We start from the raw sequence: 24,880 nt of genomic DNA on the forward strand, positions 1-24,880 counted from the left end.
TCAATATCGTCACGTGGTTCCCCCCGGCCCAGGCGCCCTCTCATCCTTACCGTGAGCTTCTTGACGATAGAGGCAGGATGAGGGGACTGCTTGCCACCACCTGCGTTCAGAGTGGCCTAACCGAAAAGACGGTGGTAGTTTTCCTCCAGTTGGCCTTTTAGTTCTTCCATCGGAAGTCCTCGCCCCCTGGCCAGCAGCTCATAGCTCACTTTCAGGTTCGCCGGATGATTGAGCGGCTCTTCCTCCCCGCCTAATGGATGCGGATTCATCTCCTCCGGCGGTCGCATATCCGGTGCGTCCGTCTCCGCCAGCAGACGCTCCAGCGGCACCTCCTTAAAAACCGCCAGCTGCGCCGCCTTGCGCGGATGTCCAAAATACGGCGACAGTGAAAAATACGCCCCCATTTTCACAAAGCCAGAAATCATCTCCGCCGGTCCGCCATAAGAATGCAGCAGGAAACCCCGCCCCGGCAGAGCCCGCGTACGCAGTTCCTCCTCCAGCAGCCCCCAGGCACGCAGACAATGGATCGTCGCTGGACGTTCCATCTCCTTCGCCATCTCAAGCTGCGAACGAAAACACTCCACCTGCGCCTCCACATCAGGATTTTCGATCCACCGGTCCAGGCCGATCTCCCCCACCACCGCCTGTGGAAACTCACGCAACCAGGCTGCCAGCTTTTCCTCCCATCCTTTCGCCCTCTCCTTCACAAACCAAGGGTGCAGGCCAAAGGCAGGCCGCACCCAGGCATGCTGCCGCGCCAGATCTGCCACCGCCTGCCAGTCGTCCTCACGGGTGCCATTGACCACCATTTCTGCCAAATCACAGCCTGCCAGCACCTTCATCACCTCCGCACGCCAGGGGTCCAGGCGTGAATCGTGCAGATGGTTATGGGCATCAAACAGCATGACAGTCTTGGGAATATGTGAGCGGGTCCGTGCGTTTTATGAAGCGTCAGCTACACGCTGATCCTCTTCCCCATTCAAACCCATGAAACACACCCTGACAATCCTTGCTCTCGCCGCCAGCCTTTTCACCAGCGCCCACGCCAGTGAAGGAGAAAAAGTGAGCCTTCCAGCCCCTGAAGTTTCCGGTATCAACCAGGACGGCGACACCGTCAAATTCACCGATGTCTATGCCAAAGGCCCCACCGTCGTTTTCTTTTACCCGAAGGCCAACACCCCCGGCTGCACCAAGCAGGCCTGCTCCCTCCGCGATGCCTTTGCCGACCTGACCAAGGACGGCGTTCAGGTCCTGGGCGTCTCCTTCGACAAGCCGGAAGCGCAGAAAAAATTCAGGGACGACTTCAAGCTCCCCTACGACCTCATCGCCGACCCCGAAGGCAAGATTGTGGACGCCTTCAAGGTGGACCGCATCGTCAAAGGCACCGCCAACCTCGCCAGCCGCCAGGCCTTCCTCGTCAAGGGTGACAAAATCATCTGGAAAGACACCAAGGCCTCCACCGCCGACCAGGCCGATGACATCAAGCGCGTCCTGGCGGAAACCAAGTAAGCCAGCCCTTTTAGTTATTATTAAAAGCGTCGCCTTTCACCAGGCGGCGCTTTTTTTCGCCCTACTGCCTCACTGTCCGCTGTGCCAGCACCGTCTTCACCAGACGGATCATGTCCGCAGGTTCATACGGTTTGGGCAGCACCGCAGCAAAACCATAAGCTGCCGGTTTAGCCATGACCGGGTCGTCCGAATACCCGCTGGAGACGATGGCCAGCACGTCCGGATCAAGCTGGCGCAGGCGTTCCATCGCCCGCACGCCTCCCATTCCATTGGGGATCGACAGGTCCAGGATCACCAGGTCAAAGGCACGTCCCTCCTGCAGCGACTCCTGATACAAGCGCACGGTCTCACTGCCTTCCGCACTTTCGGTGATCTCGTAGTTCTGGCTGCTCAGGTTGCGTACGATCAGGCTGCGCACCAGCGGATCATCTTCCAGCACCAGGATGCGCGGCACGGATGAATGGGGTGCATTTTCAAAAGCTGTACTGATGCCAATGGCATCCACTTCCTCGCCCTCTGCATCCACGGGCAGGTAGAAGCGCACCGACGTGCCCTTCTCACCCTCACTCCTGACGGAGATGGAACCTCCATGCGCCTTGGCGATGGATTCACACACCGTCAGGCCCAAGCCCGTGGCATTCTCCGCCTTGCGGGTGCTGAAGTAGGGCTCAAAAATATGCGCCAGATTTTCCGTCGTGATGCCTTCCCCCTGGTCATTCACCTCGATCACGATCCCCGTGGGCAGGGACGGATGGTCGGCCAGCATCTCATGCGGAAACATTTCCCCCGGATCCGCCGCCACACAGCGCACGGTGATGACACCGCCGTCCCCCTGGGCCTGCTCCGCATTGCGGATCAGATTGCCTAACAAACGGCGTATCTGCGCCGGGTCCACGGCCAGGTTGGGCAGGTTCGGAGCCAGCTCCAGCCGGTATTCGATGCGGGTGGCCCGGCTGTGATGCAGGAAAAACTGCTCCACCAGATCCCCGAGTTGCGTCGGCCGTTTGATCGGGGCTCCGCCGCGCGCAAAGGTCAGCAGTTGCTGCACCAGTCCCTGAGCCTGCAGGGTGGCCTGTTTGGCCGTGTGGAGTTCCGGCAGTTGCACCGCACTGCGCAGGCGCATTTCCGCCAGGGAGATGTTCCCCAGCAGCACCGTCAGCAGGTTGTTAAATTCGTGGGCAAAACCACGCGCCAGCAGTCCCAGGGATTCCAGCCTGTCCATGCGGTTGCGCCGTTCCGCCTCCTCACGCCGGCTCGTGATGTCCTGCATCAGCACCAGAAGCCCTTCGGCAAAGGGATGCCCGCGGATCTCCAGCCAGGTCTGCTTCTCCTCAAAATACAGCTCCCGCGTCACCGATTCCCGGTGCAGCAGCGCATGGGCCAGCGCCTCATAGTGTGACTCTCGCGTGGCGGTCGGCAGCAGGTCCCAGAGGTTGGCTCCCAAAAGCTTGTCCGGCCCGCGTTCAAAAAGCCTCTGCGCACTGGCATTGGCATAGATAAGGTTCCATCCGCCATCCAGGGCGATGAGCGGATCGGAGATGCTTTCCACCACGTCCACCAAAGGTGCTTGGGCTGCGCGTTCCGCCGCCGCGCTTGCAGATGGCGCTTCAGAAGCCGGCACGGGCAGCCCGCGAAAAAGGATGACTACGCCTGTCAGTTGGCCCGACTGGTCCCGCAGCGGCGTGGACCGGTCCTGCACCGCCACGCGATTGCCGTTGAGCGTCGTCAGCCACACGGTCCGTTCATTGGCGGAGTGCGCCGCCGTGCTCAGTTCCACCGCCGCCGGCTCACCGCTGGCATGATAGATGCGGAAAACCTCATGCAGCGATCTTCCCACCACCTGGCCTTGCTCCCAGCCGGTGATGCGCGCCGCCGCCGGGTTCATAAAAACAATGACCCCTGCTAGATCGGCTGCAATCACTCCGTCCGCGAGACTTTCAAAAGTCTCAAAATAGCTCTGCTCCCGCCTCACCCGGTCCATTTCCTTCAGGTGCCGTGTCGCGGCGACTTCCACGGTCAGCCTCAGCTCATCCTGGTTAAATGGCTTGAGGAGATAGCCGTGGGGCTGGGTCTCACGGGCACGCTGCACCGTCTCCAGATCCGCACAGGCTGTCACATAGACCACGCCCACGTGACCTTTTTGCTGCAGGCGCCTGGTGGTCTCAATCCCGTCCAGGGTACCATCCAGATGTACGTCCATCAGTACCAGGTCCGGTTGCAGCTCATCATAGAGCCTCAGGGCGTCCTCCCCTGTTGCGCAGGTTCCGACGACGCGATAGCCCAGCCCGTTGAGACAGGCGGCCATGTCACAGCCAACGAGCCCTTCGTTCTCGACAATCAGTATGCGAATGCGGTCAGAACCATTCATTTTGAGTTAACAATACTACGCTAACTCTAAATATCAGCATTGGCTATAGGAAATCGCAACTGAATTTCGGTCCCCCCAGAATTTCCAGCCTGAAAAGTTAGCTGTCCTTTCATCTGCTCCGCAAAAACTGCCAGTATTTTCAGCCCAAGTCCGGTTGAGGCAGAAGCACTGAAGCCTTCTGGCAATCCGATGCCGTCATCAGATACGAGCAGCCGCCCGCCATTGGCACCAAAAGTCAGGCTTACCTTCACATAGCCTTCACGGGCCTCAGGAAAGGCATGCTCAAAACTGTTGGACAGCGTTTCATTCAGCGTCAGCGCCAGCGGCATCATCCACTCCTGCTGGATGCTGCCCTCCTCCAGTTCCAGGTCCACCTTCACCTGCTCAGGCGGGATCTGGTAGCACTCGCGCAAACGCTGAACCAGCCCCTCGGCAAAGACGCTGAAGTTTTCTGCGGTGCCCAAGGCGATCTGGTAAAGATGCTGGTGCAACTCCGCAATGGCCCGCACCCGGTTCTGGCTGGAGCGCAGTGCGCTCCGCGCATCCTGCTCATGGAGCGTGTTGGATTCCAGGTTGAGCAGGCTGGAGATGATCTGCAGGTGGTTTTTGATCCGGTGATGCGTCTCGCTAAGCAGCAGCTTCTCCCGGGAAAGATCTGCGACCGGCCACGCCGAGGACAGCAGACTTTGGCCGTGGCCATGGTCCGCCTTTGCTTCCGCCTCATCTTCCGCGCCGGAGCCGGTGATGGCCACCTCCGTCAGCTCCGTCAGTTCAAAGTCAAATCCGCCTCCGTCAGTTGCTGCCACCTTCAGCCGGCAGGACTGGCGCTCTCCGGAGCGGGTGTAGCAAGGCAGCTCGGCCACCGGATCCTCATCTTTTGCAAGCCGCGTCAGCTCCGCATAGAAGCCGGTAGGATCGGACGGACGGAAATGCAGATGCAGCGCACGCCCCCTGGCCTCCGCCTCCGTCAGCCCCAGCAGCTCCAGACCGCGCGGAGTGATCTGCTTGATCCGGCCGTTCACATTCGTCTGCAGCAAAAGCTGCTCCAGCGGCTCATAATGCACTGGACCGGAATCCGGGGCAGCACTGGCAGTTGCGCGGGCATCTGCCGCTGGTGCCGGAGCGGCAGGTAGCACGGCAGATTCAGCCACCGGGTTTTTTTGGAAGAAATGAACCGTGCAGTGCGGCTGGCCCATGGAGTCCATCACCGGGGCCAGCGTCAGCATGGCAGGGACAGGTTTCTGCCCCGGCTGCTGCACACGCACCTGCAGTGAAGAGCTTCTGCCGCCCGTCTCCAGCATCTGCTTCAGGGCTTCGCGGCGCGCACGGGCATCCTCCGGCTCCAGCCAGGTGTCCAGCGGGTGGCGGCGCAGCTCAGCCTTCGGATGGCCTAACAAACTTTCCGCCAGATGATTGACCTCAAAGACCGCGCCGGCCTTGTCCATCAGCACCACAGGCAGCGGGGATTCATGCAGCAAGGTGCGGAACTTCGCCTCTGTCGCACGCAACTGCTCCTCATGCCGGCAGAGCTCCGTCGCATCCTGGATGCACACCAGCAGCCCGCCGCCCGGCAGGCCGGACGGCTGAAATTCCAGTTCCTTCAGCAGACCGTCCGCCGTCGCCAGGGAGAAAAGGCGTGTCAGCTGCCGCCGCCATACATCCTCCCGCCACAGCGCATTCACTTCCTCCCGGTGTTCATCATTCGGGCACGCCGCACCCAGCCAGGCCTCCACCGTCTCCTCTTTCTGGATGGGCCGTCCCAGCAGCTTCGTCAGAGGTTCATTCTGGTAGAGTGGCGTGCCCAGTTCATCCAGCACCAGCACGCCACACGGCAGGGCGTCCAGATACTGGCGTACCCGCGTCTCTCTTTGAGTAAAGATCCGTTCCGCCTCATGCAGCGTACGCAGCTCCTGCCGGGCACGGGCCAGTTCATCCTGCAAGCGGCGCAGTTCCAGCGCCTGGCCAGGCGCTTCTGCCTGGGAAGGCGGCTGGGATATGCTGGCCACTGCATTGGCAATGGCAGGCAAATTGGGCGGTGTGACGGCATTGGGCCGGCCGGCACTTCCAAGGGACGACGGCAGTTGCAAGGCCAGGAATCTTTTTCCTTCATGGCTCTCACAATGCGTCACCAGCCAGCGCTGGGGCGGCAGCTTCTGCACATCCGTGAAGGCCTGGCACTGCATTGCAGGCAGCTCCATCACCCAGCCGGTGGTTTTGCTCTCCCCCGCCAGTTTTTCCAAAGCCACACCCCACTGCAATTGCAGACGCGCCGCCTCCCGCATGTCTGCAAACACTTCCCAGAAGGCGGAGACTCCTTCCTGGATTCCGCGGGCCAGGCCCAGTTCAGTGGCCGCTGCATTCGTCTGCCGGATGATGCCCGCTTCATCCAGCAGCGCCATCGGCAGCGTGGAATTGGTCAGGTCTCCATTCCCCGGTTTAGGCCGGGCCTTTTCCTCAGCCTGCGTCTCCTCGTCAGATGCCAGGGCCTGAATGGCGGCCGCGTTGCCAAACTTCTCACAAGTCACCATCAGCCCGCCCACACTGGCGTCTTTTTTCCTTCTCCACGGCCTCACTTCCCAGCGGTAAACCACCCGGCGTCCGTCCGGCCCGGAGAGCGCATCATGCTCGCTGCGCACCACATGCCCCTGCAAGGCCCGGTCATAGACCTGCCGCCAGCCAGGATGCATTCCTGGAAAGACCTCATATTGGTTTCTCCCGATCAATGGCTGCACGCTTTGAAGGGAAAACTCCTCCACCCAGGACCGGTTGGCCAGGAGGTAGCGCATCTGGTGGTCAAACATCGCCATCGCCACAGGCGCATTTTCAATCAACACCCCAAGGATGACTTCCATCTCCTCCACCGGGCGCTCCATGTCCCCAGTCTCCACCGCACCCGCCCTCGGGTGGGAAGGTGGTGCCTGCTTGGGTTGAATCACGTTTCGGAGGACAGAGGTTGACATTGAGAATGCCTCAAGGCTGAAAATCGTATTTTTTTAAATATAAGCGGATCCCAAGTTATCAACAAGGCGAATCCTGAGAGAAATGCGTCTCATTTTGGCGAAAAACATGACTTGCGTATTATTCCCGGTGATAGGGCTCATTTCGTAGGATACTATAAGCTCTGTAGAGCTGTTCAGCCAGTACAACCAGCGCGATTTCATGCTGCAATGTAAACGTTGATAAGGTCCAGCATTCATCAGCCTGCTTGCGGAAAGATTCACTGTGTCCGTCCGCACCTCCGATGATCAGGCTGGCCCGCTTGGTTCCATGAAGGTCCTTCTGCTCAATCCAGCGCGCCAGTTCCAAGCTGCGATAAGCCTTGCCACGCTCATCAAGGACCACACGCAGGCTGTCCGCGCTGGCATTTAACAGCTGCCCTTCCACTTGATCCCGAGGTCCTTCTTTGATCACCACATGCTCCACTTTGGCCACCCGCCGGAGCCGGTGAAAATAATCCTCCATGCCTAAACGGGCCCAAGTCAGGGCAGGTTTTCCAACGGTGATGATTCTCCAGTGCATTTCCATGTCTCGCTGCAAAATCAGCTTTCGCAACCTTATGGTAAATCTAATAAAAGTTGAATTTTAAGCGGTTATTGAAGCCTCTTTTTACCATTGCTGTTGCATAATCTAAAAAATTCACTAGAATGCGAAAGCGTATTCAAAAAAACGCGCCCTTGCCATGATCTACTCCCAGATGCTCTCCCGGCTCCGTCTGCCCCTCATGGGCTCATCCCTGTTGGTCCTCGCCTCCTGTTCGATGCCTCCCCGTGAAGCGTGGAATCAGATCCAGAACAAAGGCCTGATCTCTTATTATATGGGAAGTTCTTCGGGCGCTCCGCTTTCTACTTCCCCTTCCAGGGAGATGGTGGCGCAGAATACATCTCCCGCAGTGGCTCCCAAACGCCAGTCCGCCCCTGTCCAGGCGGGGAGCCTGCCTGTCGCCCGCGCCGCCAACGATCTTCCAGGGTATGTCCGCACGCCTTACACCAGCCCAGGACGCCTGGTAGATGTTCGCGGCATGAGCGCAGGATCCAAAGTTGTGTGTCCCTACACACAAAAGCCGTTCATCGTCCCTGGAGGAATGAGCAGCAGTTCCTCGGAGCCACGCATCGCGGCCACTCCGAAGCCCAAGCCTCAGCAGTCAAAGCCCCGGTCCTCCGTGACGGTGCCTGTGCCCTCTTCGACTCCGGACAAAGTAGCCTCCATCACCCCGTCCGAACCTAGTCTTGAACCTGCTCCGGCGACCACGCCAGATGTTTCCCCGGCTCCTTCAGTCACGCCTGCTCCTGAGCCCGCCTCGGATCTCCCTTATGGCTCCGCCATCCCTGGCCGCGCCGGCTTCGTCAACAGCCCTTACGCCGCCAAGCATCAGCTCGTGGACGTGACCGGACTGCCTACCGGCATGGAAGTGAAGTGCCCCTACACGGGCAAACTTTTCCGTGTGCCACCGCAGTAGCCCCTTTTCGAACCTCCCGTTCGTTGTGAGAAAAAACCCCGCCCGGCTCATGGCCAAGGCGGGGTTTTTATTTTATCTGGCGTTTGCGCTCCCGCAAACACACACACTCACACATCCGACATTATCTTTTCTACGCCGGTGACGATCTCATGGATTCGGAAATTTAATCCGTCCGTCTTGCAGACGGACCGGATCTTCGGATCCGCCAGGCTGGCCCGCAGCAGCATGGCCAGCTGTCCGTAGCCATACATCCCCACGTCATTCATCTCCACCACCACCACCTTCTTATACTTGGCGAAGAGGGTGTCCAGCTTTGCCGGCATCGGGTGCAGATTCCGCAGATGCGCCGCCCCCACCTTGTGCCCTTCCGCACGCAGGCGGTTCACACTCTCCTTGATCGGCCCATAGCTGCTGCCCCAGCCGATTAAAAGCGCATCACCTTCCTCGTCCCCGTATACTTCCGGCAGCGGCAGGCTGTTGGCCAGATCCACCAGCTTGTTCCGGCGCTTGTCCGTCATCTTCTGGTGCATCTTCGGGTTCCCGCTCGGGTGGCCCCATTCATCATGCTCCAGCCCCGTCACATGGGGATACCGCCCGCCTGTCATCTTTGCCCCCGGCGGTGCATGCCGGGTCACCTGGTCCAGCGGATACGGCTTGAAATCGGCCGGCCGGTCTGACAGATCCAGTCCCGGTTCCACCCAGTGCAGATCCAGGTCCGGCTCCGTAAATGCCTCAATGCGGCTGCTCAGCGCCTGGTCGCTTAAAATGATCACCGGACAAGAATACTGCCGGGCCAGTTTTCCCGCCTCCAGCGCAATATAGAAGCAGTCCTCCACGTCCTTCGGTGCCAGGACAATGCGCGGGCAGTCCCCGTGGCTGCCATAGATCGCCTGCATCAGATCGCTCTGCTCCACACTTGTCGGCAGGCCGGTGGAGGGCCCCCCGCGCTGCACATTGATCACGATCAGCGGGATCTCCGCCATGCTCGCATAGCTCAGCGCCTCCATTTTCAGGCTCAGCCCCGGCCCCGCACTTCCTGTCACCGCCAGGTGCCCCGCGTAGGCGGCCCCGATGGTCATGGACACCGCCGCCAGCTCATCCTCCGCCTGCACATACATGCCGCCATACTTCGGCAGTTCGCTGCGCAGCGTCTCCATGATGCTGGACCACGGCGTGATCGGATACGCGGAGCCATACCTCACCCCGGCGGCGATCAGCCCCATCGTCATCAGCGTATTCCCGTCCGTGCTCAGCCGGTGCTCGTCCTTATGCTCACCTTCCTCAAAATTAAAGGTGCCCATGTCACCAATGGGATAGGCATACCCCGCATCAAAGGCCAGCAGCGCATTGCGCAGCACGCTCTCATCCTTCTTCACAAACTGGCGGCTCACAATGCCCGCCAGCTTGTCCCGGTCCAGTTGATAGACCGCGCAGAGCAGCCCCAGCACAAACATGTTCTTGCCCCGGTCCCGCGCACTGCCGCCAATGGCCTCCACCGTCGCCGCCGTGAAGGGGATGCCAATGTGGTGGATGCCACGCTCATTCTTCACCTCCGTCACTTCCCCGCTGTCATAAAAGCAGATGCCTCCCTCCCGCAGAGCACTGATGTGCGCCTCGTAGCTGTGCTGGTAAAAGGCCACCAGCACATCACTCTCATCCCCCGGATGCAGCACCTCCCCGGAGCCCAGATGAAGCTGGAAAATGGACGGCCCGCCCGAGATCGTGGACGGGATCGTCATATACGTCATCACATCGTGCTGGGTCCGCCCCGCAAGCCGCGCGAGAAACCCTCCGATGGACTGGATCCCGTCCTGCGAATTGCCTGCAAGACGGATGACTGCATTGCGAAGAGTCGTCGATGACGACACCGGTGGAACAGTGGCTGTGGACATGGTTAGGCTGCAATCAACGCCGAAGGTTGGAGGCTTTGATCGTAAATCTGATGCTGCAATGAACCTGGCCCGCACGTCAAGACAGCGTTTTAACCTGGCTGCATAAAAAACACTCCTGGGGAGGCGCCTCCGCCCGCTCTTTCTGAAAGCCCCACAAAAAAGTTGTCGCAGTGTCTGGCGGGTGGATAAGGTGGGGGATTATGGCCTCGCTCAATAAAGTCATGCTTATCGGCAATCTCACCCGCGATCCGGAGGTGCGTTACACCCCCAAGGGAAGCGCGGTCTGTGACATGGCCATTGCCGTCAACCGGCGCTACCTCACTGACAGCGGAGAGCGCCAGGAAGAGGTGACTTATCTGGACATTGTCCTCTGGGGCAAGACAGCCGAGCTGGCCGGGCAGTACCTGGCCAAAGGACGCTCCGTCTTCATCGAAGGCCGTCTTCAAATGGACACCTGGGAAGACAAGGCCACCGGCCAGAAGCGCAGCAAGATCCGCGTGGTGGCTGAAAACATGCAGTTTCTGGACAGCAAAGGCGCTGGCGGCCCTGCAGGGGGCGGCGGCGGTGGTGGCGGCAATTATGCCGGTGATGACGATGGCTACAGCGCCCCGCCCGCCCAGCAGCGGCGCCCAGCAGGCGGCGGTGGTTATGGCGGTGGTGGTGGTGGTGGTGGTTACCAGCGCCCGGCCCAGCAGCAGAAGCCGGCCCAGCGCCCGGCTCCGGCCCAGCAGGATGACTTCGGCGAGGGGCCCATCACCGAAGGCATGGAAGACGATGACATCCCGTTTTGATGGCTGACTGCGCGTGGTTTGTGCATCCGCACGCAGGCATTGGCAGTTCTCTAGGAAAAGGGTCGGACGGGGCGTTGGCGCTATGTCCGTGTGAAAGGACGGTCCTTTTGCCCGGCAGAAACCTGACCTGACTGCCATGAAAGCACTCCTCCCCGCCCTGCTCCTCCTCGCCTCCGGCTTCACTGCCCTTTTTGCCAAAGGAGGACTCCCCATCAACGACCTCTGCCCGGTAGATGGAAAGCCCGGGCGGGTAATTTACCGCGTTTTCTCTGACCAGGGCACCATCATCTTCTGCTGCGCCACCTGTCTGGACAGCTATCAAAAGAGTCCCGGCCGCTACAAAGTGCAGCCAAAGGCAGACAAATAAAGACGCTGCTTGCATTTGGCAGGGAGTACAGGCTTGAATCAGGCCGCTCCCGCCATGCACATCTCTCCCACCCGCACGCCCTGGTATCGTGTCCTGTATATTCAGGTGCTCATTGCGGTGGTCATCGGCATTGCCATCGGCCATTTTTTCCCTGACGCAGGCAAGGCCCTGGACCCGCTGAGCAAGGGCTTCATCAAGCTGATCAAGATGATGATCGCCCCGATCATCTTTTGCACCGTGGTGCATGGCATCGCCTCCGTGGGCGACCTGAAAAAACTGGGCCGTGTGGGCGGGAAGACGCTGCTTTATTTTGAAGTGGTGTCCACCCTGGCGCTGCTCATCGGCCTGGTGGTGGTCAATACACTGAAACCGGGCGTGGGCTTCAATGCGGACCTCACCCAGCTAAACGCAGAGGACGTGGCGGCAGTGCAGGCCTATGCCAGCAAGGGCCAGTCGCTGAGCACGGTGGACTTTCTGCTCAACATCATCCCCAATGCTTTTGCGGGGGCGTTCACGGAAGGGAACCTGCTGCAGGTCGTGTTTGTGGCCCTGCTGGCCGCCTTTTCCATCTCGGGCCTTGGTGAACGCGGAAAACCCATCCTGCATGTGGTGGACCATGTCGGCGAGCTGTTCTTTGGCATCATGCGCATCGTCATCAAAGTGGCACCCCTCGGTGCCCTTGGGGCCATGGCTTCCACCATTGGCAATTACGGCATCGGTTCCCTGCAGCAACTGCTGGCTTTGATGCTGGGTTTCTACACCACCTCGGCCCTGTTCGTCATCGTGGTGCTGGGCCTCATTGCCCGGGTGGCAGGCTTTTCCATCTTTCGTTTCCTCATCTACATCAAGGAGGAGCTGCTGGTGGTGCTGGGCACCAGTTCATCTGAAACCGTGCTTCCGCAGATGATCCAAAAGCTGCGTGGCCTGGGCTGTGCACCTTCCACCGTCGGGCTGGTCATTCCCACCGGCTACAGTTTCAATCTGGACGGGACGAACATTTACATGGTCATGGGCGCAGTCTTCCTGGCCCAGGCGACGAACACTCCGCTGGATCTGGGCCAGCAGATGGCGCTGCTGCTGGTGGCGATGGTCACCTCCAAAGGGGCCAGTGGCGTGACGGGTGCCGGATTCATCACCCTGGCGGCCACACTTTCCGCCGTGCCCAGCGTGCCGGTGGAGGCCATGGCGCTCATCCTGGGCATTGATCGCTTCATGAGCGAATGCCGCTCCCTGACCAACCTGGTGGGCAATGGCGTGGCGACAGTGGTCATCAGCCGCTGGGAGGGAGAAGTGACAGCTGAAGCGCTGCGGGCCAATTTAAGTGATCCAATCACGCCCCCGCCGCCGAATGAAATTGGGTGATGCAAAACAAGGAGCTGTTTCACAGCTTGCATGCCCCCGCATTCCCGTGCGAACTTAGACTATGGTCGCCAGGCACCCCAGATTCCTGTCCGCGCTCATCATGGCTTTTGCAGCCATGCTCTTTCCCCGTCTCCTTATGGCTGAAAATCTGCGCATCGGCCTCATCGGCCTGGATTCCTCCCACAGTGAACAATTTACCCTGCGGCTGAACGATCCTGCCAACCCAAGCCACATCCCTGGAGCCCGGGTGGTCGCGGCCTTTCCAGGCGGCAGCCCGGATCTGCCAGAAAGTGCGGAACGCGTCGCAGGGTTCACCGCCACGCTGAAAGACAAATACGGAGTTCAAATTCTGGGCAGCATTACTGAAGTCTGTGCGGCCGTGGATGCAGTGATGATCCTCAGCATGGATGGCCGCCCCCACCTGGAACAGGTGCGCGAGGTGATCCTCTCCAAAAAGCCTTTCTTCCTGGACAAGCCAGTGGCAGCTTCCCTGAAGGAAGTGGTGGAAATTTACCGCCTGGCCGCTGACGCCAAGGTCCCCATGTTCAGCGCCTCCTCAATACGCTGGTATCCAGGAGTGGTGGAAGTGGCCACGGCAGAGAGCACCCCTGCCATCGCAGCCATTTCCTATGGCCCGTCTCCCCGCCTGCCTCATCATCCGGATCTGTTTTTTTATGGCATCCACCCGACGGAGGCGTTGTTCACCGTCATGGGCTCAGGCTGTCAGGAAGTACGCTGTACCGCCTCTGAGGCTGCATCCATCGTCACTGGAAAATGGCAGGGCGACCGTCTCGGCACCCTGCATGCCATCCATGCGATGCCCATGGGTTCGACAAACTATAAACTGACCCGGTTTGGACAAAACGGCGTTGTCGAACAAAAGAACCAAGGTGATTACACCCCAATGCTGAGGGAGATTGTCAAATTTTTCCAGACCTCCCAGCCGCCTGTCTCTGCCGGGCAAACACTGGAAATCTATGCGTTCATGGAGGCTGCCCAGCAAAGCAAAGCCAAGGATGGCAAGCCGGTGACTTTACGCGAGGTACTGGCAAAAGCCGGGGCGCCTGAGGCATGGCTGCCACCAGAAGCAGTTGAACCCAAAAGCTGAACCGGCAGCATACTGGGCTCCGCAGGCAGCGGACCGCATGAGGCCGGGGTTCGCCGCCGATCGCCATGATCAACCGCAGAGTTCGGGTTAAAATCTGCAAGGTTAGAAAAGACCCACGCACGGCACCAGCCGCAGGCCGTGACCTGCGCTGTAGGCATCACTAAATATTAGACAAAGATCCAACATTAGACAGATTTTATTCGACATTTAATTGACAAATCATTGAACAAAGATCAATTTGTCGATGTCTGGAATAACTCTGTCCCATGGGCATCACACTTTGACCCCCCAAAAATTATGACTGAAGCCATCGATCTCGAACAGGAGCGTCAGATAAAGGAAGACATTCATTTGATCCAGCGGATCGCTGAACGTGACTCAGCAGCCTTCCAGAAGTTTTACGGCAAATATTCCGGCCTGATTTTTGCCGCCATTTCCAATGTCTTGAATGACCATCATGACACGGAGGATGTGATGCAGGAAGTGCTCGTCCAGCTCTGGAACAAAGCTCACCTTTATGAGCCTCGCAAGGGCAAGCCCCTCACCTGGCTGACCACCATGGCCCGCAACCGTGCCATTGACCGCATCAGGTCCAAGCAAAGACGCTCCCGGCTCAATGATGACTTTGAACTTGAGAACAAAAAAATTCAGTTCGAATTCCAGGAGTCCGGGCATGAAATCCTGGAGGAAAAGGAACGGGATTCCATCGTCCAGCGCGCCGTCTCCAAACTTAATGATGACCAGCGTCAGGCCATTCACTTGGCTTATTTTAGCGGTCTCACGCAGGCCGAGGTGGCTGAACGCCTGAATGAACCGCTGGGCACCATCAAAGCCCGTATCCGCCGGGGCGTGAGCCGTCTTGAGACGCTGGTGAAGCCCCGTCTGGCGTGACCCCTAGAAAGGTTCACGTTACGGAAACACAGTGAAAAAACTCCGCATGGCACGCCTCAATGGCGTGCCATTGCTTTTTTAGGGGCACTTTTCGCTTTGGCAGGGAGTTTGCCATCCGCTGCAACCGCTTCCCCGGAGAGAGACTCCTTCAGCAAACGCAATTCTTTTTCCACCTCCGCCAGACGGCGGGAAGTCGCATCCAGCTTTTTCGCCACCAAACGGGCGACAAATTCGAAAAGAGCGGCATGGAATTCCGGATCCTCTTCCCGAGGATGGATGTCCTGAAGGAATTTTTGGTCCACCGCCAGGCATAAAGCCCGGCTGCCGGCGATGACGGAGGCCGCCCGCTTGTCACGGTTGACCAGGGCCAGCTCACCAAACACATCTCCGACCCGCGAAATAGTGGCCACTTTTTTACCCGCCACCTTCACCTCCAGCTCCCCGCTCAGCAGAATGTAAATTCGCGAGTCAATGGAGCCCTCTTTGATGATGGTGTCTCCTGCGTCACACTGGAGCAGGCTGGAAGAATTCAGCACTTCGTCGAGCTGGTCCTCCGTAAAGCTGTTCAGGAAGGGCACCGAACTCAGCGGTGCTGGCAACTGGCCTTCCTCGTGAATGTAAGCATACTCTTTCATGGAATGCGGCTGACTATTTCACGTCTCCGCATGGAATGACAGAGCAATCCCCGTGCAAAGACAACTTTTTTGTCCCCCAGACAGGGGATGACTCATGCACTAAAGCAGCGGTCCACCCGCATCACCCAACCATGACACAGGGTAGCAGCGCTCATTCATGACGGTCGCGCATGGAGGGAATGCCTCGCACGCGGGTACGCCCTGGTGTCTGGCACACCAATAAAAAGCCCCATACCATAAGGCATGGGGCTTTTTGGAAGCGGGGTTGATCAGGAAGTGCTATTCGCGGGCGACGCCGTTGTTCCAGGCGGAGTACATTTCCTCGACGGTGGGGATCTCCAGGGGTCGGACGATGCGGAAGCCGAGCCAGGTGGCATCGGTCAGGTACCAGATGCTCTTGGGGAGCTGCGGGTCCTGCTGCTTCCAGGCGGGCTCGGAGGCGCGGCGGGAGGCGATGCGGAGGAACTCGGCGTCGTCATCATAGGTGCCGCCACGGGTGGTGTGGGGATACGGGGTGGTGGATTTCACCCACTGGTCGCTGGAGATGCTTTTATCAGCCCAGGCGGCGTAAGTGTCCTCTTTGTACTGGTCCAGCGTCCATTCGCAGACATTGCCCAGGATGTCATAGAGGCCCCAGGGATTCGGCTTCTTCTTGCCGACGAGGCTATACTGGAAGTTCGGGGCGTTATCGAAATACCAGGCGTATTCGCCAAGGTCTTTGACGTCATCGCCAAAGAAGTAGGCGGTGGTGGTGCCGGCGCGGGCGGCGTATTCCCACTCGGCCTCGGTGGGAAGGCGGTAGAAGTGGCCGGTCTGCGCGCTGAGCCACTGGCAGTATTTGTTCGCCGCGTGCTGGGTCATGCAGATGGCGGGGAAACCATTGCGGCCCATGCCGAAATCCATGGGCTGATAAGGCGGCGTGGGCTGGGAGATGAGGTCCTCCGGCTTGTCATCCGGGGACCAGACCTTGCGGCTGCCGTCTTTATTCCGGCCTTCGGCGGTGAGCTGGAAGGGCTCGTATTCGTCCCAGGTGACTTCGTATTTGCCCATCCAGAAGGGCTTCACTTTGACCTTCACCTGCGGGCCTTCGTCATCGGCACGGTCAGCCTCGCTGGCGGGGCTGCCGAGGAGGTATTCGCCGCTGGGGATGACGACCATGGAGTATGGGGCACCGGTCTTGGGGACCTTGGTGTCGTAGGACTTCATCTCGGCCTCGGTCTTCTCCTGGGCGGTGGCGACGATCTTGGCGTGGATCTTTTTCACCAGTTCCAGGGTGTCTGGATTGTTGGTGGGATCGGCACCTTTTTCCTTGGCCTTGAGTTTGACGTCATCGGGCCAGACCGCCCCCTGCTCAATCCAGCTTTTCAGCATGGCGATCTCCTCCTTCTTCAAAGGCCCGCCGCTCTTCGCTGGAGGCATGAGGTCGTCCTCGTCTTCAGCGAGGGCGGTGAGGTGGTAAAGAGCACTTTTGGCGGGGTCGAAGGCAACGATATTGGGCGCGTTTTCGCCGGTCTCGAAAGCTTCCTTTTTAGTGCTGAGGATCCAGTCGCCTTTGTCCTTGTCGGGGTTATGGCAGGTGACGCAGTTTTGCTCCAGGATGGGCTGGATGTTTTTGACGAAATCAATGCGGGGAGTCACCTCCAGGGTCACACCGGCAGGCCACTCGGCACCTTGCTCGATCCAGCCTTTGATGACCTCAATCTGGTTCGGGGCCAGCAGGCCTTCCTTTTCCGGTGGCATGACCATGTCGTCGTCATGCGGGAGGATGAGAGTGGTGTAAACGGCGCTTTTTTTGAGGTCGCCAGCGGTGAGGCCGGGGCCGTTTTCGTTGCCCTTGATCATGTCTTCCTTCGTATGGAGCCGGAAGTCGCCCTTGTCCTTTTCAGCGCCATGGCAGTGCGTACAGGCCGCCTCAAGAACGGGTTTCACCTGGGTGTTGAAATCCACCTTCGGGGCGGCAGCCAGGGAAAGTCCGGGCAACGCAACGAGGGCGAAGAAGGCAGAGGTCAAAGGGTGGTGGTCAGACATGGAAGGAAACGTTTAGCATGGGGTGAGGTTTTTGTCCACTGGTCAGGGAGAGAGGCAAAGGTGAGAGGCTTTTTGCAAGAAAAGGGAAACGATGGCCGCAAAGGTGATGCCGCTTTTTCTCATGAAAATCTCCTTCCTTCCTCTCTGTGTGTTTTTTGGACTGTGCCAGGTTCTGCCTGCGGCGGTGACCCTGCGGTCTCTGGGCGCAACGGGCGACGGGACGACGGATGACCGGAGGGCTCTGGAGGCGGCCTTTGCCAAGAGCGCCGGGCAGCCGGTGGATGGAGAGGGGCTGACGTATGCGGTGAGAGGATCTGTGCAGGTGCGGACCGGAGTGGACCTGCGGAATGCGACGATCCGGCAGACACTGACCGGCCTGGATACCACGAAGTGGCTCCGCTCCGCCGGGAATACCCTGACGCCGGAGGTAACACCGCCGGACGCGCTGCGCAGCATGGTCAACGGGGTGCCTCTGATGCGCCATGACGGCGTGGCCACGTATGCGGAAGATCCGGTGGTGACCGGGGCGGAGCTGGAGGCGATGCGGGAGATGCTAAACATCCGGACGCTGTTCATTTACGGGGAGGTCGGGAAGCCGGTGCCCGTGAAGCTGGAGAAAGTAAAGATCCTCATGGGCGAGGATGCGGAGGCGGGCATGCACTCGAACTCGGCGGCGGTTTTTATTCGTTATGCCAGCCCGGTGACGCTGAAAGACGTGGAGGTGACTGGAAAAGGCAAGGGCGCGGGCATGTTCATCCATGCCTGCCAGAAGGTGCGGATGGACGGGGTTTACATCCATGACCTGCTTTGGGCCCCCTACCGGGGAGATGTGGCCTTCAGCGCAGAGGTACTGGGGCGGGACTTCGGCTGGAACAACAGCCCCATCTATGACTTTGACGAAAGGGCGGGCCGGTTCATCCGCGTGCGGGTCCAGGAGCAGCTCACGGGACTGACCCTGGGAGACTGCGCAAATGTTGAGATTCTGAACACGCGTGTTGAGCGGATCGGCAGCATTGTTGATGGGGAATTCCTGCCCTGGCAAGCAGATGCCATGACCATCTCCGGCGTCAAGGGACTGGTCATGCGGGATTGTGAGATCAGCCAGGCTTGGGAGGGCATTGATTTTACCGGCCAGGGAGTGGACGGGTTTATCCAGGAAAACATCCACATCCGCGACACCTTTGCCTACGGCTTCAAGTACGCGCATCCGCAAAAAAACGGCAAGGTGATCAATTGCACCTCCGAGCGGGCGGATTACCGCAGTTTTACCATCGGGGCAGAGTGTGAGAACATCGAGTTTATCAACTGTGCCGCGCTGGAAACTGGGCTGCATGGCCGCTGGGTGCGGGAGGGACGGGCAAGAAATGGGATTGCCGGTTTTGATCTGAGTTTTGATGAAGGGCATTCGCCCAGGAACATCACGTTGCGGGACTGCCGGGCGGAAAATGTGGCCTATCCAAAAACGATGGAGGTGGGCTTTTCCACAAGTGACCGGGCACAAAAGGCGGAACTGAACATCCGGCTGATCAACCCCACGGTCATTGGAGCGACTTTAAGGGAGGTGGATGGGTTTAAAGTGGAGCAGTGAAAATAGGTGCCCTGTGGTGCACGGAAGTTCAAAAGAACAGCTTCGACAAGAGAAAAAGGCGTGCAAGAATGTGGCATTCCTTCGGATCACCCCATAAAATAATTTCCTTATGGCTTCCAGCACCCGATCTCTCAAACTGCCCCCGGATCTACTCGATGTTGCAGAAAAGCGGGCCAAAGTACTGGGCTATCCCTCCTGGTCGGCCTATGTCAAAGGACTGATCCGCTATGATGCTCTTTGCCAGGGGCCGCACAGCATCACCCTGCCGTGGGCGAATCTGCCGCTGGTGGAACAGGACAAGGTGGATGCCAAGCTGCTGAAGCTGACGCAGGATGGAGTGGGAGTGAGGGGGCAGCTCTTGAAAAGGATTTTGCAGGGGGAATCGAAGTTGTAGGAATGACGAATGACGGAGGGAGAATGACGGATACATTTGAGGGATGAAGATTGAACCGCTCGCCCGACTGGAACGCCACGCGAAACGCCTGGGGGAGATTGCAGGGGTGCTGGGCAAGTATGGGCTGGCGGATCTTTTTGGCGGCTTTGACTATCCCTGGTTGAACAAGCGGCTGCTGAGCTCTGACGGACAGATGCTGTCTGATATGACGACTCCGGCGCGAGTGCGGCTGGCGATGACGGAACTGGGGACGACCTTTATCAAGCTGGGGCAGATGCTGAGCACGCGGCCTGACCTGGTGGGGCTGGAGATGGCGGACGAACTGGCGGAACTGCAATCGAATGTGCCTGCGGAGGGTGTGGAGTCGGCAAGGGCTATCATCCTGGCGGATCTGGGGCGGCCGCTGGAGGAACTGTATGCGGAATTTGAAACGGTGCCGCTGGCGGCGGCGTCCATTGCGCAGGTGTATGCGGCGCGCCTGCATACGGGGGAGCGGGTGGTGGTGAAGGTGAGGCGGGGTGGAATCGAGAAGAAGGCGACGACGGACCTGGAGATTGTACAGGCGATGGCGGAGCTGATGGAAAAGCACTCCCCTGCCCTGCGGCCGTATCAGCCGGTGGCGATTGTGCGGCAGTTCCGCAAGGCGCTGCTGCGGGAGATGGACTTCACGTATGAGAAGCGGAACATCGAAGAGTTCACGCAACATTTTGCGGGAGACCCGACGGTGCGCATCCCGGCGGTGCATGCGGAGCTGTGCTCGCACCAGATCATCACGATGGAGCGGCTGGACGGGATTTCAGGGACGGACATTGAGGCGCTGCGGGCCTGCGGAGAGGACCTGGCGGAATTTGCGAAACGAGGCGCAAACATGTATCTGGAGATGGTGTTCCGGGACGGCTTTTACCATGCGGATCCGCACCCAGGAAATCTGATGATGCTGCCAGGCTGTGTGGTAGGGGTGATTGACTGCGGGCAGGTGGGGCGCATTGACGATGAGCTGCGAGATGAGGTAGAAACGCTGCTGCTGGCGATTGTGGAGAATGACTCCACGCAGGTGACGGAGCAGGTGCTGAGCCTCGGCTCGGTGCCGCCGGACTTTAACCGGGAGCGGCTGCGCACGGACCTGGATGACTTCATGGCGGACTATGTGGGGCATCCGCTGAGCGAGATCAATGTGGGCCATGCGCTGACATCGCTCATCGAGATCATCCGGCGCTACCACATCACCCTGCCGCCGCCGCTGGCGGTGCTGCTGAAGACGATCATTGTGCTGGAAGGTACAAGCCGCCGGTTTAATCCCGAGCTGAGCCTGGCGGAGCTGATGCAGCCTTTCTGTCAACGGATGGTTTTGCGGCGGCTTTCTCCTAAACGGATGGTTAGGCGGGTGCGGCGGACGTATCGCGACTGGGACCGGCTGATCAGTGCGCTGCCGCGAGATCTGACGGATCTGCTGGCGCGGTTTCGCGACGGGACACTAACCGTTCATCTGGACCATCGGCACCTGGACCCGATTGTGAACCGGCTGGTGCTCGGGGTGCTCACAGCGGCGATTTTTCTGGGGTCATCCCAACTGTGGAGCAGCGAAGCGAAACCGCTGCTGTGGGGGGTATCTGTCTTTGGGGCACTGGGGTATGTGGTGAGTGTTTATCTCGGATGGCGGCTGCTGAGGGCGATCCGGAAATCGGGGAACATTGATTCGAGGGATTGAGGGGACACTGATTTTGGACAGGATTACAGAATTGTCAGGATTTACAGGAAAGGGATTTTGAGGGTGGGACTCTGGCGAATTCGTTGCACGAAGGTGACTGCGAAGTGTGGCGAGTGAGGTTTTGATGAGGGCCATGGTTGTCAGCGCTCCCCGATCCAAGCCGCCCTTTGTGCAAAAGGCACATGATGCCATTTTCAACCGGGTGCATGGGGGGAACCTGGTGTATAACATGTGCTGGGAGGACCCGAGGCTGGACCGGGAGATGATGGAGCTGAAGCCGGAGAGCCGGGTGGTGATGATCACCAGCGCGGGATGCAATGCGCTGGACTATCTGCTGGATGCCCCGGCGCAGATCCATGCGGTGGACATGAACCCGCGCCAAAATGCCCTGCTGCAACTGAAGCTGGCGATGATCCAGAGGGGGAATTTTGAGGACCTGTTCCGGCTTTTTGGCAGCGGCAGCCATGCGGATTTTAAACGGGTGCTGAGGGAGCTGGACGGGACGCTGCATCCCTTTGCCAAAAAGTATTGGGATGCGAAGCACTACTATTTCCAGGCGTCGCCGATGAACCCCTCCTTTTATTACCGGGGGACGGCGGGGCAGATGGCTTGGATCGCTTTGCAGACGTTTTTCAGGAGTGGGCGGGTGCGGGACTATGTGGAGGCGCTGCTGCATGCGAAGAGTCTGGATGAACAGAAGCGGCTGTATGAGCATGTGAAACCGGCGCTGTGGAACGGGCTGGTGTCCTGGCTGGTACGGCAGCCGATGGCGATGACGATGCTGGGGGTACCGAGGGCGCAGATCAGGCTGATCGAGACACAGTTTCCGGGCGGGCTGACGGGCTTCATCCAGTCAAAAATGGAGCAGGTACTGACGGAGGTTTCGTTTCAGGACAACTACTTCTGGCGGGGCTACCTAACAGGTTATTATACAAGAGAGTGCTGCCCGAATTATTTGAAGGAAGAGCACCAGCCGCTGATGCAGGCGCTGGGAGAGAGGATCACCACGCACAGCACGACGGTGGCGAATTTTCTGCGGGAGAACCCGGCCGCCTATTCACACTACGTGCTGCTGGACCATCAGGACTGGCTGGCGGCGCACCAGCCGCAGGCGCTGGAGGAGGAGTGGCGGCTGATCCTGGAAAACAGCCGGGCGGGCACGCGCATCCTGATGCGGTCGGCGAGCCCGGTGATTGATTTCATCCCAGACTTTGCGCTGGAACGGCTTAAGCTGAACCGGCCAGTGGCGGAGGCGCTGCATTTGAAGGACCGGGTGGGGACCTATGGCTGCACCCTTTTGGCAGATGTCACGGCATGAGCACGGAAGCGCCTAACAACAAGTCTCTCACAGGCTATTATCGCTGGCATGCGCGGATCTATGATCTGACGCGCTGGGCCTTCCTGTTTGGCCGGCACAAGATCATCAGACAGGCGGCGGCGCTGGCGGGGGAGCCGGGGAGGGTCCTGGAGATCGGCTGCGGGACGGGAAAGAACTTGGTGCACCTGGCGGAGGCTTTTCCGAAGGCGCAGATCACCGGCCTGGACCTGTCCGCCGACATGCTGGAGCGGGCACGGCCAAAAGTGGCCAAATACGGAGAGCGGGTGAAGCTGATGCACCAGGCCTATGAGGGACCGGTGGGTGGCGAAGCGAAGTTTGACCTGATCGTTTTCAGCTACTCGCTAACGATGATCAATCCCGGGTATGATGAGGTTTTAAGGCAGTGCCAGAAGGATCTGAGCGAGCGCGGAATGGTGGCGGTGGTGGACTTTCATGAAAGCCGCTGGCGGTGGTTTCAACGCTGGATGGGGGTGAACCACGTGCGCATGGAGGGCCAGGTGCTGGACTGCCTGAGGCATCACTTTCAGCCGCTGGTGTGTCAGGTACACCATGGCTACGGGGACCTGTGGCGGTATGTGATGTTTTTGGGGCGAAAGGCGGGGTGAGGGGGATCAAAGGAGCTTCTTCAAAATGTCGAGGGCGTGCTGGATATCGGCGGGGGTGTTGTAGCCATGGACGGCAAGGCGGATGCGGCCGGCGCTGTGCATGACGTGGACGTTTTCGCTTTCCAGGGCGGCGTGGAGTTCCACGCTGCGGGGGTGCATGAAGGCGAGGATGCCGGTGGGGTGGTCGTCATGCAGGGGGCACATGGGGGCGAGGCCGAGGTCTAACAATCCGTCGTACAAGGTGCGGACGAGGGGATCGGCGTGGGCGGAGATGGCGGCGACGCTGACAGCCGCGACGTAACGAAGCGCGGCATTGAGGGCGTAAAGGGCGGCGAAATTCGGCATGCCGACGGAGAAGCTGAGTGCGCCGTTTTTGGTGATGGCGCGCTGGAATCGGTCAGACTCGAAAGCGTTCTCCAGATGATACCAGCCACCCGCATGAGTGGTGAGGCGGCTGGCATTGTGCACCGGGATGCCGATGATGCAGCCGCCATGGACGCCAAGGGTCCATTTATGCGTGCTGCTGATGAGGATGTCTGCGCCAGGGCAGTTCAGCTCCACACGGCCGAAGGCCTGGGTAATGTCCACGGAGATGAGGGCATTGGGGGCGTGGGTGCGGACGGCTTCGTGAAGGGCTGGCCAATCAATGCGGTGACCATTGTAAAAGCTGATCAGGGAGACCTGGACGAGGCGGGTTTTTTCGTTCAAAAGAGGGAGCATGTCGTCGGCGAGAAGCTCACCAGCCTGGGCCTGCCAGAGGCGGACGACGGGAGGACGTGCGGCGCGGAGCCAAGGAGTGGCCCCGGCGGGAAAATCCAGATCGGTGACGACGACTTCGTCAGCGTTGGTGAGATCCAGCGCACTGGCGAGGAGGTTATACGCCTCGGAGCTGCAGGAGCAGAAGGACACTTCAGCGGGGGTGAGGCCGAGCATCTGGGCGCTGATCTCGCGGCAGGACTCGACCGCAGCAAAGTGGCCCTCACGACCGGCCATGCCGCGCAGTTTGTCCTGCCAGTAAGCCTCCAGCGCCTGGCCGACACAGAGCGGCGGGATGCTTTCGGCAGCGGTGTTCAGATAAGTGCGGCCTTGCAGGGAGGGGAAATCGCGGAGGCGGGAGGAGTCGGTGAGCATGGGTGAGGATAGAACGGGGAGCGGAGGGGATTGCAAGCAGAGGAAGTGGGCCGGTGAAGATGAAGGTTTGGAACAAGATCAGGATGAAGATTTATGAGGGGAAGAGGGGGGCTTGCGGGATAGGATTTTGAATGGGATGGGTGGGAATGGAAAAGACGGAGGCCATCCTGATCGGGCGCATGAAGTACTCGGAGACGACTTTGATCGTCCAGTGGTGCAGTGCTGAGCAGGGGCTTTTCCGGACGATTGCGAAGGGTGCGCTGAGGCCGAAGTCGGCGTTTGCGGGGCTGCTGGATCTGTTTGTGACGGCGGACATCCGTTATACTCCGGCGCGAAAGAGTGACCTGCATACGCTGGTGGAGGCGCACTGGCTGAACCCGCGGCTGGGGATGCGCAGCAACTACGGGAGGGTGCTGGCGGCGACGTATCTGGTGAAACTGATGGCGCTGGTGGTGGAGCCGCATGCGCCGCTGCCGGCGATCTATGAACTACTGACCAAGGCACTGGATTTTCTGAATGAGCGGGATCCGAGCCGGGCGTTTATGGAGCGATTTGAGCTGAGGCTGGCGGAGGATCTGGGGCTGGTGGGGCCGCAAGGGGCAAGAGGCAGCGAGGCGGCGTATGCGATTGAAGACAGCTTTCACCGACGCCTGCCGGTGCAGCGAAAACAGCTCATGACGTGGATGGAGCAACACCCTGGCTGATGCA

Annotated in this window: 21 protein-coding genes; 13 read left to right on the forward strand and 8 right to left on the reverse strand. The window is 59.5% G+C overall.

Translation table 11 applies throughout. From position 1 onward, the window contains the following. Window positions 1-116 precede the first annotated feature (116 nt). A complete protein-coding gene (locus WJU23_RS13000) occupies window positions 117-905 on the reverse strand; it encodes a TatD family hydrolase (RefSeq protein ID WP_346333010.1) in 789 nt (262 codons plus the stop codon). A gap of 82 nt (window positions 906-987) precedes the next feature. On the opposite strand from WJU23_RS13000, the gene WJU23_RS13005 reads away from it, so the two are divergent. Further along, window positions 988-1,509: a peroxiredoxin gene (locus tag WJU23_RS13005; protein WP_346333011.1), complete on the forward strand. Its 522-nt coding sequence runs from the start codon at window positions 988-990 to the stop codon at window positions 1,507-1,509. A gap of 61 nt (window positions 1,510-1,570) precedes the next feature. On the opposite strand, the gene WJU23_RS13010 is transcribed toward WJU23_RS13005, so the two are convergent. From WJU23_RS13010 to WJU23_RS13020, 3 genes are all read right to left on the reverse strand, one after another. Next, on the reverse strand, window positions 1,571-3,877 hold the full coding sequence (locus WJU23_RS13010) for a response regulator (protein WP_346333012.1): 2,307 nt from the start codon (window positions 3,875-3,877) through the stop codon (window positions 1,571-1,573). A 26-nt stretch (window positions 3,878-3,903) separates the two neighbouring features. After that, a complete protein-coding gene (locus WJU23_RS13015) occupies window positions 3,904-6,813 on the reverse strand; it encodes a PAS domain-containing protein (protein ID WP_346333013.1) in 2,910 nt (969 codons plus the stop codon). A gap of 142 nt (window positions 6,814-6,955) precedes the next feature. After that, a complete protein-coding gene (locus WJU23_RS13020; RefSeq protein WP_346333014.1) occupies window positions 6,956-7,402 on the reverse strand; it encodes a 23S rRNA (pseudouridine(1915)-N(3))-methyltransferase RlmH in 447 nt (148 codons plus the stop codon). Window positions 7,403-7,556: 154 nt separating this feature from the next. Here WJU23_RS13020 and WJU23_RS13025 point away from each other — a divergent pair, with 154 nt between their 5' ends. Next, complete coding sequence (locus tag WJU23_RS13025) at window positions 7,557-8,333, forward strand: hypothetical protein (RefSeq protein WP_346333015.1); 777 nt, start codon at window positions 7,557-7,559, stop codon at window positions 8,331-8,333. 107 nt (window positions 8,334-8,440) lie between these two features. Here the strand turns inward: WJU23_RS13025 and WJU23_RS13030 are convergent, their stop codons facing one another. Continuing rightward, the gene (locus WJU23_RS13030) at window positions 8,441-10,225 is read right to left on the reverse strand and encodes a 2-oxoacid:acceptor oxidoreductase subunit alpha (protein WP_346333016.1); all 1,785 of its coding nucleotides are present in this window, start codon (window positions 10,223-10,225) and stop codon (window positions 8,441-8,443) included. A gap of 200 nt (window positions 10,226-10,425) precedes the next feature. Here WJU23_RS13030 and ssb point away from each other — a divergent pair, with 200 nt between their 5' ends. The 5 genes from ssb (at window position 10,426) to WJU23_RS13055 (ending at window position 14,744) form a co-directional block, all read left to right on the forward strand. After that, window positions 10,426-11,016, forward strand: coding sequence for a single-stranded DNA-binding protein (ssb, locus tag WJU23_RS13035; RefSeq protein ID WP_346333017.1), 591 nt, complete (start codon window positions 10,426-10,428; stop codon window positions 11,014-11,016). A 136-nt stretch (window positions 11,017-11,152) separates the two neighbouring features. Beyond that, window positions 11,153-11,383, forward strand: coding sequence for a hypothetical protein (locus WJU23_RS13040; RefSeq protein WP_346333018.1), 231 nt, complete (start codon window positions 11,153-11,155; stop codon window positions 11,381-11,383). A 54-nt stretch (window positions 11,384-11,437) separates the two neighbouring features. Continuing rightward, window positions 11,438-12,745, forward strand: a complete 1,308-nt coding sequence (locus WJU23_RS13045; protein ID WP_346333019.1) for a dicarboxylate/amino acid:cation symporter — start codon at window positions 11,438-11,440, stop codon at window positions 12,743-12,745. Between the two features lie 115 nt (window positions 12,746-12,860). Then, entirely contained in the window at window positions 12,861-13,853 is a 993-nt protein-coding gene (locus WJU23_RS13050) for a Gfo/Idh/MocA family oxidoreductase (RefSeq protein ID WP_346333020.1), read from the forward strand. 297 nt (window positions 13,854-14,150) lie between these two features. Continuing rightward, on the forward strand, window positions 14,151-14,744 hold the full coding sequence (locus WJU23_RS13055; RefSeq protein ID WP_346333021.1) for a sigma-70 family RNA polymerase sigma factor: 594 nt from the start codon (window positions 14,151-14,153) through the stop codon (window positions 14,742-14,744). Window positions 14,745-14,800: 56 nt separating this feature from the next. On the opposite strand, the gene WJU23_RS13060 is transcribed toward WJU23_RS13055, so the two are convergent. After that, window positions 14,801-15,379 (reverse strand): cyclic nucleotide-binding domain-containing protein, encoded by a 579-nt coding sequence (locus WJU23_RS13060; RefSeq protein ID WP_346333022.1) that lies wholly within the window; start codon window positions 15,377-15,379, stop codon window positions 14,801-14,803. Between the two features lie 279 nt (window positions 15,380-15,658). Next, window positions 15,659-17,407: an SUMF1/EgtB/PvdO family nonheme iron enzyme gene (locus WJU23_RS13065; RefSeq protein WP_346333023.1), complete on the reverse strand. Its 1,749-nt coding sequence runs from the start codon at window positions 17,405-17,407 to the stop codon at window positions 15,659-15,661. 121 nt (window positions 17,408-17,528) lie between these two features. On the opposite strand from WJU23_RS13065, the gene WJU23_RS13070 reads away from it, so the two are divergent. The 5 genes from WJU23_RS13070 to WJU23_RS13090 all read left to right on the forward strand — a co-directional run bounded on the left by WJU23_RS13070 (window position 17,529) and on the right by WJU23_RS13090 (window position 23,041). Continuing rightward, window positions 17,529-18,995 (forward strand): right-handed parallel beta-helix repeat-containing protein, encoded by a 1,467-nt coding sequence (locus tag WJU23_RS13070; RefSeq protein ID WP_346333024.1) that lies wholly within the window; start codon window positions 17,529-17,531, stop codon window positions 18,993-18,995. Between the two features lie 109 nt (window positions 18,996-19,104). Next, window positions 19,105-19,389 carry a hypothetical protein gene (locus tag WJU23_RS13075; protein ID WP_346333025.1) on the forward strand — a complete coding sequence of 95 codons (285 nt, stop codon included), beginning with the start codon at window positions 19,105-19,107 and terminating at the stop codon, window positions 19,387-19,389. Window positions 19,390-19,432: 43 nt separating this feature from the next. Next, window positions 19,433-21,097: an AarF/UbiB family protein gene (locus WJU23_RS13080; protein ID WP_346333026.1), complete on the forward strand. Its 1,665-nt coding sequence runs from the start codon at window positions 19,433-19,435 to the stop codon at window positions 21,095-21,097. Between the two features lie 133 nt (window positions 21,098-21,230). Then, entirely contained in the window at window positions 21,231-22,415 is a 1,185-nt protein-coding gene (locus WJU23_RS13085; RefSeq protein ID WP_346333027.1) for a BtaA family protein, read from the forward strand. Beyond that, window positions 22,412-23,041 (forward strand): class I SAM-dependent methyltransferase, encoded by a 630-nt coding sequence (locus tag WJU23_RS13090; protein WP_346333028.1) that lies wholly within the window; start codon window positions 22,412-22,414, stop codon window positions 23,039-23,041. Before WJU23_RS13085 ends, WJU23_RS13090 begins: the two co-directional genes overlap by 4 nt. Window positions 23,042-23,047: 6 nt before the next feature. On the opposite strand, the gene WJU23_RS13095 is transcribed toward WJU23_RS13090, so the two are convergent. Continuing rightward, window positions 23,048-24,172, reverse strand: a complete 1,125-nt coding sequence (locus WJU23_RS13095; protein WP_346333029.1) for an aminotransferase class V-fold PLP-dependent enzyme — start codon at window positions 24,170-24,172, stop codon at window positions 23,048-23,050. A gap of 146 nt (window positions 24,173-24,318) precedes the next feature. Here WJU23_RS13095 and recO point away from each other — a divergent pair, with 146 nt between their 5' ends. Then, complete coding sequence (recO, locus tag WJU23_RS13100; protein ID WP_346333030.1) at window positions 24,319-24,876, forward strand: DNA repair protein RecO; 558 nt, start codon at window positions 24,319-24,321, stop codon at window positions 24,874-24,876. The last annotated feature ends 4 nt before the right edge of the window (window positions 24,877-24,880 follow it).

This window comes from Prosthecobacter sp. SYSU 5D2, assembly GCF_039655865.1.
GTDB lineage: Bacteria > Verrucomicrobiota > Verrucomicrobiia > Verrucomicrobiales > Verrucomicrobiaceae > Prosthecobacter.